Origin of the sequence: Faecalicatena contorta (assembly GCF_022835095.1) — a bacterium.
GTDB classification, from domain to species: Bacteria; Bacillota; Clostridia; order Lachnospirales; family Lachnospiraceae; genus Faecalicatena; species Faecalicatena contorta.
This window is the reverse complement of record NZ_BQNQ01000001.1, coordinates 4,382,343-4,399,972: the sequence shown is the minus strand read 5'-3', so window position 1 is coordinate 4,399,972 and position 17,630 is coordinate 4,382,343. Positions and strand designations below refer to the sequence as shown.

General features: G+C 48.8%; 15 protein-coding genes. All 15 read left to right on the top strand.

Going from position 1 to position 17,630, the window contains the following annotated elements; all coding sequences use genetic code 11:
* Positions 1-83 precede the first annotated feature (83 nt).
* The 15 genes from MWG26_RS19705 to MWG26_RS19635 all read left to right on the top strand — a co-directional run bounded on the left by MWG26_RS19705 (position 84) and on the right by MWG26_RS19635 (position 17,596).
* Entirely contained in the window at positions 84-326 is a 243-nt protein-coding gene (locus tag MWG26_RS19705) for an HPr family phosphocarrier protein (protein ID WP_025655923.1), read from the top strand.
* Positions 327-663: 337 nt separating this feature from the next.
* Entirely contained in the window at positions 664-1,938 is a 1,275-nt protein-coding gene (locus MWG26_RS19700; RefSeq protein ID WP_025655924.1) for an L-cysteine desulfidase family protein, read from the top strand.
* An 87-nt stretch (positions 1,939-2,025) separates the two neighbouring features.
* The gene (locus MWG26_RS19695) at positions 2,026-2,895 is read left to right on the top strand and encodes an aldose 1-epimerase family protein (RefSeq protein WP_025655925.1); all 870 of its coding nucleotides are present in this window, start codon (positions 2,026-2,028) and stop codon (positions 2,893-2,895) included.
* Between the two features lie 136 nt (positions 2,896-3,031).
* A complete protein-coding gene (locus MWG26_RS19690) occupies positions 3,032-4,642 on the top strand; it encodes an ABC transporter substrate-binding protein (protein WP_025655926.1) in 1,611 nt (536 codons plus the stop codon).
* An 83-nt stretch (positions 4,643-4,725) separates the two neighbouring features.
* Complete coding sequence (locus tag MWG26_RS19685; protein WP_025655927.1) at positions 4,726-5,721, top strand: ABC transporter permease; 996 nt, start codon at positions 4,726-4,728, stop codon at positions 5,719-5,721.
* Positions 5,718-6,533, top strand: a complete 816-nt coding sequence (locus tag MWG26_RS19680) for an ABC transporter permease (RefSeq protein WP_025655928.1) — start codon at positions 5,718-5,720, stop codon at positions 6,531-6,533. The genes MWG26_RS19685 and MWG26_RS19680 overlap by 4 nt, the downstream gene beginning before the upstream one ends.
* Positions 6,534-6,557: 24 nt before the next feature.
* Positions 6,558-7,517, top strand: a complete 960-nt coding sequence (locus MWG26_RS19675; protein ID WP_117440632.1) for an ABC transporter ATP-binding protein — start codon at positions 6,558-6,560, stop codon at positions 7,515-7,517.
* An 86-nt stretch (positions 7,518-7,603) separates the two neighbouring features.
* The gene (locus MWG26_RS19670; RefSeq protein ID WP_025655929.1) at positions 7,604-8,209 is read left to right on the top strand and encodes an ABC transporter ATP-binding protein; all 606 of its coding nucleotides are present in this window, start codon (positions 7,604-7,606) and stop codon (positions 8,207-8,209) included.
* 299 nt (positions 8,210-8,508) lie between these two features.
* Positions 8,509-8,865, top strand: a complete 357-nt coding sequence (locus tag MWG26_RS19665; protein WP_025655930.1) for a metal-sensing transcriptional repressor — start codon at positions 8,509-8,511, stop codon at positions 8,863-8,865.
* 196 nt (positions 8,866-9,061) lie between these two features.
* The gene (dgt, locus tag MWG26_RS19660; RefSeq protein WP_025655931.1) at positions 9,062-10,462 is read left to right on the top strand and encodes a dGTP triphosphohydrolase; all 1,401 of its coding nucleotides are present in this window, start codon (positions 9,062-9,064) and stop codon (positions 10,460-10,462) included.
* Positions 10,463-11,242: 780 nt separating this feature from the next.
* A complete protein-coding gene (bioB, locus tag MWG26_RS19655; protein WP_025655932.1) occupies positions 11,243-12,208 on the top strand; it encodes a biotin synthase BioB in 966 nt (321 codons plus the stop codon).
* Positions 12,209-12,324: 116 nt separating this feature from the next.
* Complete coding sequence (gene spoIIID, locus MWG26_RS19650) at positions 12,325-12,576, top strand: sporulation transcriptional regulator SpoIIID (protein ID WP_025655933.1); 252 nt, start codon at positions 12,325-12,327, stop codon at positions 12,574-12,576.
* Between the two features lie 567 nt (positions 12,577-13,143).
* On the top strand, positions 13,144-14,379 hold the full coding sequence (locus MWG26_RS19645) for an extracellular solute-binding protein (protein ID WP_044926912.1): 1,236 nt from the start codon (positions 13,144-13,146) through the stop codon (positions 14,377-14,379).
* Positions 14,376-16,070: a sensor histidine kinase gene (locus tag MWG26_RS19640; RefSeq protein ID WP_025655935.1), complete on the top strand. Its 1,695-nt coding sequence runs from the start codon at positions 14,376-14,378 to the stop codon at positions 16,068-16,070. The genes MWG26_RS19645 and MWG26_RS19640 overlap by 4 nt, the downstream gene beginning before the upstream one ends.
* Positions 16,067-17,596: a response regulator gene (locus tag MWG26_RS19635; RefSeq protein WP_025655936.1), complete on the top strand. Its 1,530-nt coding sequence runs from the start codon at positions 16,067-16,069 to the stop codon at positions 17,594-17,596. The genes MWG26_RS19640 and MWG26_RS19635 overlap by 4 nt, the downstream gene beginning before the upstream one ends.
* The last annotated feature ends 34 nt before the right edge of the window (positions 17,597-17,630 follow it).

Here is a 17,630-nt window from a genome sequence, read left to right as displayed (position 1 = left end):
AATAAAGTCCTGGACATTGGGAATAAAATCCAGTATTCTGGATAAAATAACCATATACACAAAGTAAAGGAGGAAAACAAGACATGCATAAATTGGGAATTTGTTTTCGTCAGCCAGAAGATATTACTGAGTTTGTGGATATTATCAACCAGTTTGAATACGACGTGGATCTTAAAAGCGGAAAGAATATAGTAGACGCAAAATCATTGTTAGGAGTTATTGCAATCAGTAAGGCTGACGGCGTAGAGCTTGTCATTCACAGTGATGAATGCCAGGAACTGCTGGATCGTCTCCAGAATTATGTCAAAGACAGGAAAATTGCATAAGCAGATGAAAGGAAGAGTCCCCGGTGTCTTATAGACCGCCGGGGATTTTTTATGATATAGGAAATTCCTCTGGAATTTCCTATATCATAAAAACCCTTCGGGGGATGCACACTTTGTTATACAGATAATTTCTGCCAGAGGAAATATGGGCATAGGCAGGAGGCAGCCACAAAAACGGAGAATAGACCGCAGCAGTTCCAGCCCGCCTGAATTGTTACGATAAATTAGGTTGTCTGGTAACTCATGGTTCTTGCACTTTCCTCCGGAATAGTGTACATTTGTAATATGCGGACCGGACAGGAAGTGCCGGTAGATTTTGGAAGGAGATCGTGTACAGATGAACAAAACAGATCAAAAATATCAGGCGTATATACAGATTTTGAGGGAAGAGCTGGTTCCGGCAGTGGGATGTACCGAGCCGTTAGCTCTTGCATATGCGGCGGCCAAGGCCAGAGAAGTGCTGGGGTGTATACCCGAGCGTGTCCATATCGGGGCAAGCGGCAGTATCATTAAGAATGTAAAAAGCGTCATAGTGCCCAATACAGACCATTTAAAAGGAATCCCTGCTGCTGCTGCTGCCGGTATCATTGCCGGAAGACCGGAAAAAGAGCTGGAAGTAATTGCAGAAGTGTCCAGGGAAGAGATTGAAGAAATACAGGAATTTCTGGATGAGAAAGAGATCCGGGTAGAGCACATAGATAACGGCATTACATTTGACATTATCATAACTGTTTCTGCAGGGGAATCCTACGCGCAGGTGCGGATTGCCAATTACCACACCAATATTGTACATATTGATAAAGACGGGGAAATTCTGCTGGATATTCCGGTGCGGGGGGAGAACGAAGAGGGCCTGACGGACCGCGGGGTGTTGTCTGTGGAGGATATATGGGATTTTGTACAGACAGTGGATATTGAGGATATTCGTGACATATTGAAGCGCCAGATTGATTATAATACCGAGATCGCCGAGGAAGGCCTGCGTGGCAATTATGGCGCGAATATCGGAAGCGTGATTCTGGAGTCCTATGGAAATGATGTCAGGAACCGGGCAAAGGCCATGGCGGCTGCAGGATCAGACGCCCGCATGAACGGCTGTGAGCTTCCGGTGATTATCAATTCCGGCAGCGGAAACCAGGGGCTGACCTGTTCCCTTCCGGTTCTGGAGTACGCAAAGGAACTGAACGTGGACAGAGAAAAGATGTACCGTGCTCTTGCATTGTCCAATTTGGTCGCGATCCATCAGAAGACCGGGATCGGCAGGCTGTCCGCATACTGCGGGGCAGTCAGTGCAGGTGCGGCTGCGGGGGCAGGAATTGCGTATCTCTGCGGGGGCGGATATAAAGAGATTACACATACGGTGGTAAATGCGCTGGCAATCGTGTCCGGAATGGTCTGCGACGGGGCAAAGGCATCCTGCGCGGCTAAGATAGCAGCGTCGGTAGATGCGGGAATCCTGGGGTATCATATGTACATGCAGGGACAGCAGTTCTACGGCGGGGATGGAATCATCACAAAGGGTGTGGAAAAGACCATAGCAAATGTAGGACGCTTGGGAAAAGAGGGCATGCGGGAGACCAACGAGGAAATCATAAAAATTATGGTAGAATAGTAACCGGTTATATTTCTGAACTGATCAATAATAGAAGAAAAAGGGACCTATACCGGCCGGCAGACCAGAAATGGAGGAGCAGTGAATATGAGACTGGAAAATGAATTTCTATGCGTGGACATCGAAGAAGCAGGTGCAGAAGCAACCAGAATCTTTGACAAACAAAAGGATACAGAGGTGCTGTGGGAAGGGGATCCGTTGTACTGGAAGCGCCATTCCCCGGTACTGTTTCCGAATGTGGGGAAGACCTACCAGAATACGGTCCGTATAGACGGGCTTCAGTATCCTACGTCTCAGCATGGATTTGCCAGAGATAACACATTTACCTGTATCAAATCCACAGAGGATACGGCCAGCTTCCTTCTGCACTCCAGCGAGGAGACAAAGGAGGTTTATCCATTTGACTTTGAATTGTACATCACATACAGGCTGGAAAGAAAGACGCTGCATGTACAGTGGAAAGTTAAAAATCCTTCCGATGAACCGATGTATTTTACGATTGGGGGCCATCCGGCATTTCGTTTTGCCGGAAAGTACGAGAAAAAAGAAGATTACTGTCTCAGATTTCCAAGAAAAGAAGTGCTGGAGTATATTCTGGTTCATCCGGAATCCGGCGCGGGTAATCCGGATGAGGTTTTTAAAATGGAATTGGAAAATGAAACGTACCCTCTGACAGAGGAACTGTTTGCCAATGATGCGCTGATATTCGATAATGGGCAGATAGAGGAAGTGTGGATCTGCCATAAGGATGGGACCCCTTATGCAGGGCTCTGCTGTAAGGGCTTCCCTAATTTTGGCATCTGGTCCGTTAAGGATGCGCCTTTTGTATGCCTGGAGCCTTGGGCCGGGCGCTGTGATGATCATGGATTTGCAGGAGACATTTCCGAAAAACCAGGGATTAACCGATTGGAAGGCCAGGAGACATTTCGAAAGGAATATCAGATTGTTGTGGCATAATTATGGAGAACACAGGCGGCAGAAAGAAATTTCCGTCTGTGTTTTTTCTTTTGGAAAAGTATCCCCCCAAGGGGGTTGTGACGGAAAAAAGAGGATGCTATACTGGACAAAAATCGGCTTAAAATGGGAGGGGAATATGAGGAAAAGAGTGATCAGTATCGTATGCACAGCAGTACTCATGGCAGGTCTGTCAGCGGGCTGCGGACAAGGAAGAGAAAGCAAGGCAGAGAACGCCGCAGAGGCAGAGCGGGACTCTGTTGTAGTCACTATGCCGGCCACGTCAGAACCCGAAGCCGGGTTCGATCCGGCCTATGGCTGGGGCGCGGGGGAGCATGTTCATGAGCCTCTCATTCAGAGTACACTTACGGTGACGACAAAGGATCTGAAGATAGAAAAGGATTTGGCTGCTGATTACCAGGTAAGCGAAGACGGGCTGACCTGGACGGTTACGATCCGGGATGATGTGAAGTTTACCGACGGTGAGCCGCTGACGGCGTCTGATGTTGCTTTTACGTATAATAACTGCAAAGAAAAAAGTACGGTCAATGATTTTACGATGCTGGACAGGGCATCTGCGCTGGATGACACGACTGTGGAATTCCGGATGACGAAGCCCTTTTCCATCTGGCCTTATACCATGGCCATTGTGGGCATTGTGCCGGAACACGCCTACGATGAAAATTACGGACAGAACCCCATCGGATCAGGGCGCTACATTATGAAGCAGTGGGACAAGGGACAGCAGGTGATCTTTGAGGCAAATCCGGATTACTACGGGGAGGCGCCAAAGATGAAGAAGGTAACCGTGCTGTTCATGGAGGAGGATGCGGCACTTGCGGCAGCGATGGCAGGTGAGGCTGACGTGGCGCATACGGCGGCATCCTACAGTGAACAGTCTGTGGACGGATACGAACTGTTTGCGGTGCAGACCGTGGATAACCGTGGATTTAATCTGCCTGCATCCGAACCGGAAGAAAAGGACGGCATTCCATATGGTAATGCATTCACAGCCGATGTTAATGTAAGAAGGGCGGTCAATATCGGAATTGACCGGGCTGAGATGATCGATAATGTTCTGAACGGGCATGGTACAACAGCGTTTAGCGTATGCGATAAACTGCCATGGTACAACAGCGCCTGCGAAGTGGAATACGATCCTGACGAGGCAAGAAAACTTCTGGACGATGCAGGCTGGAAAGAAGGGAAGGATGGCATCCGGGAGAAAGACGGCGTGAAAGCGGCGTTTACTCTGATGTTCAGCAGTGGAGATTCTGTACGCCAGGCTTTGGCGGAGGATTCTGCGAACCAGTTAAAGGAGCTGGGCATTGACGTGACCACCGAGGGTGTAGGCTGGGATACAGCCTATGACCGCGCACAGTCCGAACCGCTGATCTGGGGCTGGGGCGCACATACACCGATGGAGCTCTATAACATTTACCATACACTTTCGGATACCGGCATAGGCCAGGCAGAGTATTCGCCTTACGCAAATGAGACGGTTGACAAGTACATGGATGAAGCACTGGAGACAGGCACTCTGGAGGAGTCCTATGAGCTGTGGCAGAAGGCACAGTGGGATGGTACGCAGGGGATTACGCAGGACGGTGACATTCCGTGGATCTGGCTGTGCAATGTGGATCATCTTTATTTTGTTAGGGACGGGCTTCAGATTGCAGAACAGAAAATACATCCCCACGGGCATGGCTGGTCCATCATTAACAATGTCGATCAGTGGTCGTGGGAATAAAGAGAAATAGAGATCAGGGACGCTGCCTTACAAGAAAGCGTCCCGTTTTCCCGTTAGAGAGACAGAAGTGGAGGAAGTTTCATATGGTACGGCAGTGGAGTATTCGCATAGGGAAAAAGTTGATATATATGCTACTTCTGGTCACCGCGGCCAGTCTCCTTACGTTTTTGCTCATGAAAGCTTCACCGGTGGATCCGCTGCAGGCTAATGTAGGGCAGGCAGCACTGGGCAGCATGAGCCAGGATCAGGTGGAGAAACTGAGAGAATACTGGGGCGTAAATGGCTCTCCGGTGCGGCAGTTTTTATCCTGGGCGTCGGACTTTATCAGGGGGGATATGGGAACTTCCCTGCTATACCGTCAGCCGGTGTCGGAGGTGCTGAAGGTTAAGCTGATGAACTCCCTTGTGCTGATGATTACCGCCTGGATTCTTTCCGGAATACTGGGATTTGCGCTGGGAGCAGTTGCCGGGATGAATCAGGGCGGATGGGCGGACAAAGCGGTGAAAGGATACTGCCTTTTGATAGCAGGCACGCCCACGTTCTGGCTGGCGCTTGTGCTGCTCCTGGTATTCGGGGTATGGCTGAAGGTCCTGCCCATTGGCCTGAGTGTGCCTATCGGTGTGGAGGCTGCCGGGGTTACCGTCTGGGACCGTATCTATCATGCAATTCTGCCGGCGGCGGCGCTGAGTATTACGGGAGTAGCGAATATTGCGCTGCATACCAGAGAAAAAATGATTGAGATCATGAACAGTGATTATATGATGTTTGCAAGGGCGAGAGGACAGCGGGGATTCCGGCTGTTTTGCCAGCATGGCTTCCGCAATGTCCTTCTGCCTGCAGTCACTCTTCATTTTGCCTCCATCAGTGAAATATTCGGAGGCTCTGTACTGGTGGAACAGGTCTTTTCCTATCCGGGGCTGGGACAGGCTGCAGTGACTGCCGGGCTGGGAAGCGATCTGCCACTTCTGATGGCGGTCGCGGTGACCACCGCTCTCATTGTATTCGGCGGTAATATGCTGGCGGATATCCTCTATGGCGTCGTGGATCCGAGAATCAGGAGAGGAGGCAGGGGGAAATGAACCGGAGACAAAAAGTACTCATAAGCCTGACTATATCTGCCGTGGTTCTGACTGTTGTCTGCATTGTGGGCGCACTATGCGCAGATGCAGCACGTGCCACGGATTTTTCCAAAAAGAACCTGGCTCCTTCGCTAAACTGCCTTTTTGGTACGGACTGGATGGGACGGGATATGCTGGTGCGCACCCTGCGCGGGCTTTCCATCAGCATTCTGCTTGGAATTCTGGCGGCGGCGGCCAGCGCGGTCATTGCGCTGATTCTGGGAGCCGCATCGGCGATGCTGGGAAAGGCAGTGGATACGGTGATTACCTTTTTCATCGACCTGATCATGGGAATTCCCCATATTCTGCTTCTGATACTGATATCCGTTGCAATGGGGAAGGGGTTTGGAGGGGTGGCGGCAGGGATCGCGCTGACACACTGGCCCTCCCTGGCGAGGCTGATCCGTGCGGAAGTGATTCAGCTTCGGGAAAGCCCTTATATACAAGTTGCAGAGAAGATGGGGAAAAGCAGATGGTATATTGTCAGGAAACATCTTATTCCCCACCTGCTGCCACAGTTTCTTGTGGGCCTGGTTCTGATCTTTCCGCATGCGGTCCTGCATGAATCAAGCCTTACATTTTTAGGGTTCGGCCTGTCTTCGGAGCAGCCGGCTATCGGCATTATCCTTTCGGAGTCCATGAAATATCTGATCACCGGAAAGTGGTGGCTTGCACTGTTCCCCGGCATTATGCTGGCACTGGTTGTAGTTTTATTCTACAAGGCGGGAGAAAATCTGAGGAAGCTTACGGAACCAGGAAGTATGCACGAATAGTTTTGCGGAAGGGATGAAATAATGATGGGATTAGATAAAGACATAAAAACGGAGAGTACAGAAGCGGCTCCTGTCTTAAAAATAGAACACCTGAATATCTCCTTTACCCGGTATGAACAGGGACTGTACCGAAAGACAATGAGTGTAATCCGGGATATGGATCTAAACGTTTTTGCGGGTGAGATGGTGGCGGTTGTGGGTTCAAGCGGCTCGGGCAAAAGCCTGCTCGCACATGCGGTTCTGGGATTGCTTCCTTACAATGCCAAGGCGGGCGGCAGGATCACATACTGCGGCAGTGAACTGACTGCGGAACGCATCAAACAGCTCAGGGGCAGTGAAATTGTGATGGTTCCCCAAAGCCTGTCATGCCTCGATCCCCTGATGAAGATCGGGCCGCAGATACGCAAGGGCAAAAAGGATAAAAGGACAAGAAATAAGCTGAAAGATATCTTTACAAGATATGATCTGGAAGAAAGCGTGGAGGGGCTGTATCCCTTTGAACTGTCGGGGGGGATGAGCCGTAGGATCCTGATTTCAACTGCCCTGATGGAAGAGCCGAAGCTTGTAATTGCCGATGAACCTACCCCCGGGCTTGATCTCAGAGTGGCCAAACGGGCCATGGGCCATTTTCGGGAATTAGCGGATATGGGGGCCGGGGTCCTGGTCATTACACACGATCTGGAACTGGCGCTGGAAACCGCAGACCGTATTGTCGTCTTTTATGCGGGAGAGTCTATAGAGGAGGCCGGGGTGTCTGATTTCCATCACGAGGAGACCCTGCGGCACCCTTATACAAAAGCACTCTGGCGGGCCATGCCGCGCAATGGATTCTATTGTATAGACGGCGTACAGCCCTATGCAAAAGATATGCCGAAGGGCTGTGCGTTTGCACCCCGATGCGCAAGGTGTACGCAGGAGTGCAGCCAGGAGATTCCCTATAGGGAACTGAGAGGCGGCCGGGTGAGGTGTTTATCTGCCGTATAAACAACCGGGGGGGGTTCTTAACACCATAATGCTGATTCGGAAAAAATATAGCCAGGGGAGAACAGGTCTGGGGAGATGGAGCCGTTATGAGACTAGAATTAAGAAATGTTTCTTATCAATATAAAAAAGAAGATCGGATGATTCTGGAGAACTTTAATCTGTCTGTGGAGCATACGGAAAGGGTTGGACTCGCTGCACCCAGCGGGTATGGTAAGACCACGCTGTGTATGCTGCTCTCGGGGTATCTGAAGCCGGACACCGGAGAAATCCTGCTGGACGGGAAGCCCTTGCATACTTATAGGGGATACTGTCCGGTACAGATGATCTGGCAGCAGCCGGAGCTTGCGGTAAATCCAAGGATGCGCATGCGGGACGTGATTCTGGAGGGAGACGAGGTGGAGGAGCGGATCCTGCAGGAACTGGGAATCGAGCCGGACTGGCTGAACCGTTTTCCATCGGAGCTCTCTGGAGGGGAGCTCCAGCGTTTCTGCCTGGCAAGGGCGCTGGGGAAGAGGACCCGCTTCCTTCTTGCGGATGAGATCAGTACCATGCTGGATCTGATTACCCAGAGCCAGATCTGGAATTTTCTTGTCCGGGAAGTAGAAAGGAGAGGGATCGGCCTGATTGCAGTGAGCCATAACCGGGAACTGCTGGGCCGGGTATGCACCAGACAGGTACAGATGGATCAGTAAGCGAAACCATGGCAGAATGAAATCTGATTACTATTTCCGGGGCCGTGCATAGTAATGATTTCTAATAGCAATGTCCGGCAAAATTTGTTAAGATATAAGTACTGGACGGGATATTTTAATATAAAGATGAATAAATGTAAAAACGAGTACTCTCGAAAACTCAGCCTTAAAGATGGATGCAAGAGAGTTTCTGAGAGTGCCCAAAACAGAAAAAAGAGAGAATAACAGCCATGGAAAAGAAAACAGAAATGCAGGAACAGGAATTGGACGTGACAAGCGGCCTGCATAAGCAGGAACACATGCATGACAACGGGAAACTTCACGTTCATCTCCATACACATACTCACGGAAGCGAAGAGGCTCATGCGCATGGAACGGCGCACCGCCATGTCCACAGCGAGGCGGAGAAAAAGGCGGTTATAAATCGTCTTTCCAAAGCGATTGGACATATGGAGGCGGTCAAGCGAATGGTCGAGAGGGATGAGGACTGCAGCGAGGTGCTGATCCAGCTGGCCGCGGTGCGTTCCGCTATCAATAATACGGGAAAAGTTGTCCTGAAGAATCATATTGACCATTGCATCGTGGAAGCTGTGGAGGAAAATGACCAGGAGGCAATCCGAAAACTGAATCAGGCTATAGACAAATTCATTAAGTAGCGCTGCTGGAGCGTGTCTGAAAATTCATTGCTGCAATATGCCGCCCCGCTTCACGGTCTATTTACTGCCAAATCCAGTTAATGTAGCCCACGACGCCTCTTGCATTTGGCAGTAAATCCCCCGCAAACCGGGAAAACATCTTGCAGCAAGCAATTTTCAGACACGCTCTAAGGCATTTTAAAAGGAGAGGACACAGATGGAATGGGAGACATTACTTTCAAAAGATCATTTTGTTGAAATGCAGCATGAGAGCAGCATAGCGGACAGAAACGATTATGAGACAATTATCTGCAGTACTTTTCTGCGCAGGCTGCAGGATAAAGCACAAGTATTTCCTCTTGACGAGGACGACTATGTAAGAACACGTCTGACACACTCTCTGGAGGTTTCTGCCATAGGCAAAAAACTGGGTGAGTATGCTTTTAAGAAAACAAGAGAAAGCAGAAAAGATCCATGGTTTGGGAATCACTCTGAGAAGGAATTTTCGGAGGTGCTCTTGTGCGCCGGACTGATCCATGATATCGGCAATCCCCCCTTTGGGCATTTTGGGGAATATGCGATCAGGGAATGGTTCCAGACACATCTGAAAGATTTGGCTCTCGGAGAACGGAAACTTACAGAGATCCTGTCGAATTGGCAGCTTCTGGATCTGTATACTTTTGAGGGCAACGCGCAGTCCCTGCGCTTATTATCAAAGACTCCTTACCTTGGCAGGGAAAATGGCTTTAATCTTTCATACAGTGTTCTGGGTGCCATCATTAAATATCCCATTTCATCGGAAAAATTGAGGAACAGTAATCCGAACCATTATAAGAAAATAGGGTACTATTATTCTGAACGGAAGTTATTTGAGGAGATAAACAATAAAACGGGAATGAATGGTTCCCGCCACCCGCTGTCATATCTGCTGGAAGCCGCGGATGATATAGCATACCGGACGTCTGACCTGGAAGATGCAATGGTAAAGAAAGTGATCAGTTTCGAGCAGATCATGGAAACATTTGAGCAATGCGGAAAAAATCTGGAAGACAATCATGAAAACAAGCAGGGGGTCTGCCAGTGTGTGGAAAAACTATCGGAAATGTATCGGGAGGAAGCCGCAAAGAATACAAGAAAACCGGGACTGACGGCAGTGCAGAGATGGAATCAGTTCATGCAGGGGATTATGATAAGAGATGCGGGGGAAACCTTTGTAAGAGAATATGAGCTGATTATGCAGGGACATTTTTCAGGAGATTTGTTTAAAGATACTGTTTCCGGGCATATTATTTGCGCGATCTCGGATCTGAGCGAGGAGAAGATTTATACCAGTTCCGTAAAAACCCGGAGGGAATTATTCGGACGGCGTGTGATCGATTCCCTGCTCAGCCAGTTTATGCCGGCGGCGGTCGGATATGATACAAAAGAAAAAATCAATTTTATTGACCGCAGGATAATTGATACGGTGTCAGAATTCTATAAATCAATGTACAGGCATGAGTCGGCGGGGAAAAGCGAGGAGGAAAAACTTTATTTAAGAATATTAATGATAACCGACTATATCAGCGGTATGACGGATAACTATGCGAAAAGACTGTATCAGGAGCTTTTTGCGTGAATCGGGATTTAGCGACGAGCTTTAGCCTCGGCGCGGATGGGGGCGCTCCATAAAGGGATAGCCGAACACCTCCCGGAGAACATCCATGTCCTTTCAAAAACGCGGCCGCGAACCTAAGAAATTCTAGGCGGGAAACAGCCCGGAAAATGGAGCACCACTGACACATCACGAGAAATCCGATGATTTCTCGCGCTGGGTCAGCTGATTTTTGGATTCGGAATCCAAAAATCTCTCCATTTTCCGGGCTGTTTCCCACCAAGAATTTCTAAGGTCCGCTTTGAGCGTTTTTGAAAGGACATGGATGTTCTCCGGGAGGTGTTCGGCTATCCCTTTATGGAGCTGGCGCATCCAACCGGCAGGAAAAGGACTCGTTCCTAAGGTGGGGCCTCAAACGGGGGCAGCGTATGGATATAGAATTGGTGGTACTTTTATGTCCCTAGTAGGTGTATAAAAGCAATGGGATACGGTTCCAGTATCAAAATAATTCAATACACATCTTGAAGATGAAAGGATACGCATAGCCAATCAACATCCGCTGCCCTGGTCCGGGATCCCACCCGGTTGGTGGGCTTTCCTGCCGATTGGATGAGCCAGCCCCAGTGCCTTCCCGGCCTCCCTGTCATGAAGCGTCCCCGTACGTCGACAAGTCTAAAGCTTGCCAACTAAATCCTGATTTAATAGAACTTATGATGAATGTAAACTGTTATCAAAGATGAGTTGACAATTGAGGCGGGATTTTATAATATAGTAGTAAAAACAGTAACAAAGGGAGACAAATTGATGGAAAATTTACTGGATAACATGAAGAATAGAGTGCTTGCCGGCGATCTTCTTTTGAAGGAAGATGCTATGCAATTGGCAGAGCTGCCGCTGGAACCTTTATGTGAGGCTGCGGATGAGATCCGGGCGGTGTTTTGTGGAAAACGCTTTGATCTCTGCACCATTATTAATGGGAAAAATGGAAAGTGTTCGGAGGATTGTAAGTATTGTGCACAGTCGGTATTTTATTCCACAGAGGTTGAGAGCTACCCGCTTCTAAAGACGGAGCAGCTGCTGGAACAGGCCAAGTACAATGCAGAGCGGGGAGTTATGAGATATTCGATTGTGACGTCAGGGAAAAGGCTGGATGACGGTGAAGTGGAGGCTGTGTGTAAAAGTATCCGGGCAATTCGGGAGAATGTGGATATCTCGGTCTGCGTATCTTTTGGGTTACTGGATGAGATGGCTTTTCGGAAAATTAAAGAGGCAGGTGCTTGCCGGGTACATAATAATTTGGAATCCTCCAGAAATTATTTTACGGAGGTCTGTACGACACACTCTTATGAAGAAAAGATTGAGACAGTTAAGGCTGCTAAGCGAGCCGGGCTTAGCGTCTGCAGCGGGGGGATTGTGGGGCTTGGGGAGACGATGGAAGACCGGATTGACCTGGCTTTAACGGTCAGAGATCTGGGGGTGCGTTCTATTCCGGTTAATATGCTGAACCCGATTCCAGGCACGCCATATGAGAGGAATCCCCGGCTAACGATTGAGGATATGTGCAGGATAACGGCAGTTTTCCGGTTTCTTGTGCCGGATGCATTTATCCGCCTGGCGGGCGGCCGCGGATTGATGGCGGATAAAGGTAAACAGTGCTTTCAGTCAGGCGCCAATGCGGCTATTACAGGAGATATGCTGACGACAGCAGGGATAACCATAGAGCAGGATATGCAGATGCTGAAAGAACTGGGCTTTGAGGTGAAGTCCTAATAATAGAGAGAAATTTACGCTTGTATGAAAAGAATACAATCATGCGGCAATTAGCAAGTCATACTCTCCTTCCCCCGCGCATACATTGTAAAAACAATGATTGCAGGGGGATTTTTTTGAAAGATTATATTGAGGAAAGAGCCGTGGAAATCGCCAATTATATCATAGATAACAGTGCCACAGTTCGGCAGACGGCGAAGCAGTTTGGAATCAGCAAGAGTACGGTACATAAGGATGTGACGGAGCGGCTCCTACAGATTAATCCTGCATTGGCGGGAGAGGCACGGAAGGTGCTGGACATGAATAAGTCTGAGCGCCATATACGCGGCGGACTTGCTACCAGAGAAAAATATCTGCATCAGCACTAGACATCGTATCATAATTAATTGCCGCATAAGCCGGCCTAAATTTCCGATAGCACTGCTCTCCAAGCCTCAGCGTAGCCCACTACGCCTGCGTTTGTGGAGCGGCACTCTCGAAAATTTATCTCAGCTTATGAGTCAGTTACTTATTTTACGATATGCTAGTAACTACAGCGAAACGGAGAAATACAGATAGAATGCACCTTAGGCGCCGGGAATCAGACAACCCGGTACTTAGGTGCATTTTATTGTGTACAGATATAGACTTTGCGTGTAACAGCAGTGGAGTCGAAGGCACGTCATAGATATCGGCAAAGTGCCCCGCCTGATGCCAGGGTTTTCATGAATTCTTTGATTATGGTATAATGTGGTTAGACATTATACCATCATCGGTTCAGTGCTGCATAGAGCAGGTCAAATAACCGGCGGAAGGGGTGCCCTCCCGGCGGGACAGCAAGCTGGCACATCATAAATGAATGAACGACGACTTATTTTATGATGTACTGGAAGAATGGAATAATGCCTAATGTAAATGACAACAGGTTCAGTTATAGTGACAAAGGAGAAACGACTGTGAAGAGATATAAGAGAATCTGTGCACTTCTGCTTGCTTTTTTGCTGACAGCGGGGACTGCCGCAGGATGTGCAGAAAAAGAGCAGGACACGGTGAAAGAAAAGGAGAAGATCACGATCTGGTACTACTGGAGCCAGAGCTATGTAAAAAAAGAACTGGCGAATTTGGTAAATGGATTTAACCGCACCCAGGATGAGATTGAAGTAACGACCCAGTATGTGCCGGATGAAGATTTTAAGAAAAAACTGGCCCTAAGCATGGCGGATGGTAATATGCCGGAGCTGGCTTTGGTGGATTCATCGGATTTTCATTATTTTCATGCAATGGAACCTTTTGTGGATCTGACAGATGAGATCAAGGATTTTGAGGAATATCTGCCGGAAATAAAGGAAGCCTGCAGTGTAGAGGGACGGATGATGGGGCTGCCTTATGGAATGAACTGTGCGGTCCTATATTATAATAAGAACATCATGGAAGTGCATGGGGCAAAAGTACCGCAGACATGGCAGGAGCTTTATGATACTGCAGTGAAGCTCTCTGATCACGGTCATTATGGTTTCGGCCTTCCGGCAGTGGAGAGTGAAGAAAGTGTATATAGTTTCCTGCCCCTTTTGTGGTCGATGGGCGGAGAGGTAGATTCACTGGATTCGGCCGGAAGCAGGCAGGCATTCCATCTTCTTCGGCAGCTAACGGAATCGGGGGCCATGAGCAGGCAGACAATCAGCCTGACAGAAGGCGATCTTCTGCGGCAGTTTATTGAGGGCAATATTGCTATGATGATTACCTCTTCGTCTATGATTGCCTCTATCCGGGATTTAAACCCTTTTCTGAAGTACGGGGTAACGGTTCTGCCCGCGGCCGATGATGGTACCCGGACAACCGTGCTGGGCGGGGAGATTTTTGGGGTTACGAAGGGAGCGCATCAGGATGCGGCGGTCAAATTTCTGCAGTATGTCAGCGATAAGGAAAGAATGTCTTCCTATATGGACCGTTCCGCTTATATGGCTCCCCGCCGGGATGTGCTTGAAAACCAGTATGTGGAAGACCCGTTGAATAGGAGTATGATAGAGATTGCCAAATCTGCCAGGACGAGAGAGTTCTCCGTGGAATGGCCGTACATATCCAGAGTACTTACGGATGCAATGGGGGAGACAGTCATTGGAGAAAAAACGGAGGACGAGATTCTGAGGGAGGCAGCTGAAAGGATGGCTGAGATCAGGAGGGGAGACTTATGAAACGGGAAAGAACCTTGAGAACCAGGATGTCTCTTAGATTTCTGCTGGCAGCGCTGGTGCCGGTCTGTCTGTTTGCTGTTATTTCCCAGATGAGACTCAGGAGCAGCCTGCAGGACAACATAGACGGCCGTATCAGCAGCAACCTGTACAATGCCAACAAATCCCTGGACATGGTATTGGAAAAGTATGAGACAATCCTGTATGATATGTGTACGGATGATACGATTATAGATACCGTGCTTGAAATTATTAAGGAACAGGATGATCTGGACGTTAACAGCAGTACACTGCGTCATGAACTGAGCCATATCTGCAATAGTAACCCGGGAGTGGAAGGAATCACGATATCGCTTCGGAACGGGCGTATTATATTCTATGACCGGTTGAATTCTTCCTCCACAAACAGTGTCTGGGCGGATAAAATCACGGTTCCGGAGATTGGGAAGGGATATGTGTATCAGGGGCTCACAGATCCGGTGACTGCAAATGAACGGAAAACGTATTTATTTCAGATCGGGAGAAAACTGATCGATTACAGGAATATCAATGATCCCCTGGGGATCGTGGTAATCAGCATCAACGAGGAACAGATACGGGATACTTTGGTGTCGGGTACGGACAATGCCACATATCTGCTGCAGGGTAATACGGTGATCAGTTCTCCGGACTCTGCAGCTATCGGAAGCCAATTTAACAGTCAGAAGGATACAGCTGATCGTAAGTATACGGCGATGCTGCATGAGAAAAGCGGTTTTACAATCTGCAATGAGCAGCCGCTGGCTGATTATAACAGGGCAATCTGGGAACAGGTGTTGTTTTTCTTCGTGATTGCTGTGGTATCCTGTGCAATTATGGTATGTTTGATTTACATGTCCACGCAGCCGTATCTGGCGGCAGTGGATTCTCTCGTAAATGCTATGAATGATCTGGAAGAAGGAGATTTTGGAGTCAGCATCCAGATTCCTGAAAGTATGCCGCCGGAAATACGGCGGATTGGAACAGGGTTTAATGAGATGGTTGTCCATATTGACGACCTGATCGGCCAGGTGAAGGCGGCTGTTGTGGAGCAGAAAAACGCGGAACTCTCCGCATTGGAAGCACAGATAGACCCTCATTTTCTGTATAATACGCTGGACACGATCAACTGGAAGGCCATAGAAAATGAGCAGTATGACATCAGCGGGATGGTTGGAGCGCTGGCGGATATTCTGCGCTATACCGTCAAAAATGCGGGAGGCACGACTACCGTGCGCCAGGAACTGGGATGGCTTCGGCATTACTGTATGCTGCAGGGAGCAAAACTCGGAAAGCCGCTGACGATATTGGAAGAAGTGCCTGAGGATATGATGGGATATAAGATCCATAAGCTTTTGCTGCAGCCCTTTGTGGAAAATGCCATCAAACATGGGTTTGGGGGGAAGGACGGGGACTGCCGCCTGACGATTGTGATACGCCGGACAGAAGAGCAGATCCACATGGTTATAGAAGATAACGGATTCGGCATTGGGCCGGAGACGTTGAAGAGATTGAATGATGAAGAGCAGGACATGGAGGGACACGTAGGTATTGTAAATGTCCGGAAACGCCTGAAACTGTACTACGGGGATGATGCCACCATTTATTTTGAAAGTATGCTGGGAAGTTGGACAAAGGTGCATTTGTTTGTGCCCGGAAAGGAGGATCAGCAGTGAGAATTGTAATTGTGGAAGACGAGGCGCCGATTCGGGAAGGCCTTGCAAAAATTTTACATAAAATAAACCCGGATTATGAATTGGTGGGGAAGGCCGGGGATGGAAAGGCCGGATATGAGCTGATCCGGAGAATGGAACCCGATCTGGTGATACTGGACATACAGATGCCGAAGATGGATGGGCTGTCGATGCTCAGAATGCTGCGGAAGGAGCAGAACCACTGCAGAGTGCTCATCCTGTCAGCTTACTCAGACTTTAATTATGCAAAACAGGCAATAGAGCTTGATATTGAGAATTATCTCCTGAAGCCAATCAAGATCCCGGAGCTGAAACGGGCTCTGGGACAGATCGAGGAGGAGTTGGACAAAGAGAAAAGCCAGGATAAAGTATTTACCGTCCAGGGCATCTTCATTGGATGCTTAAACGGACAGCTGGCTCCGGACAAGCAGTTTCATAATATGACTATGGAAAAATACGGATTCTCCGTGGAAGATCCCGCCGAGGTCTTCGCTCTGTGGCTGGGAGACGGGTATGAAGAACAGAAAAAAACGGCAAAGGATCTGCTGGAGGATGTGGGCGCCCACACTGTTAAATTTGCCTCCTGTGTGATAGAAGCCGATGCGTGGCAGATGCTGATTATGATACTCTACCGGGTTCCACGGGACTGTGCCTTATATGAATACTTCCAGAATTCTGTAGTCCCTATGCTGTGCAGCAATCTGAAAAGCCCAGTGGTCTGCATCTGGAAGAGCATGGAGCGGATTCTGGATTTACCGGAGGCTGTCAGCGGAATACAGAAGGAAAAGGAATGGAACCTTCTTTTGAATAAGGGAATCCTGCTTAGGAAAGAGGAGATTGAAAAGTTAAAAATCGTGCCCTTGAAGCATCCAGCTGAGCTGGAGGACGAGGCATGCCAGGCGATCAAGAGGGGGGATCGGGAGGCGCTCAAAGAATGTTACAGGAAGCTGTTCCAATATTATCCGGAGTCTCCCCATCTGCCGGAAGAAATCAAGAAATCTCTCATACGTTTCAACTGGGCTGTAGCAAATTCGCGGGGGAACATCCAGGAACTGGATGCGGAACTCGAGATTCAAGGGATCCTGGGAGAAGTGTCCGGGGCGGCGAGCTGGGACCAGATTAAACGCAGCATGGAAAAGTTCTTTGAACTGCTGGATCTTAATATGCAGGAAAAAGAGGAGCTGCCGGTGAGTGTTCTTGTGCAGAAGGCCCAGCAGATGATCCGAAAGTACTATGACCAGGGCATCACCCTGGAGGAAGTGGCAAATAAACTGTTTGTTTCGGAAGAATATCTGAGCGCACAGTTCAAAAAAGAAACCGGCGTCACATTTTCAGAAACAATCCGGAAGCTGCGGATTGAGAAGGTGAAACAGCTCTTAGCCGATACGCACCTGAAGCTAAATCAGATCGCAGAGCTGGCCGGATACTCGGATCCCAAGTATATGAGCAAGGTTTTTAAAGAGGAAGTGGGCATGCTTCCAAATGAGTTTCGTAAGTCAGTCTATTAAATTTTTCTACCTTTTTCAGAAATTTCGTCCTTGT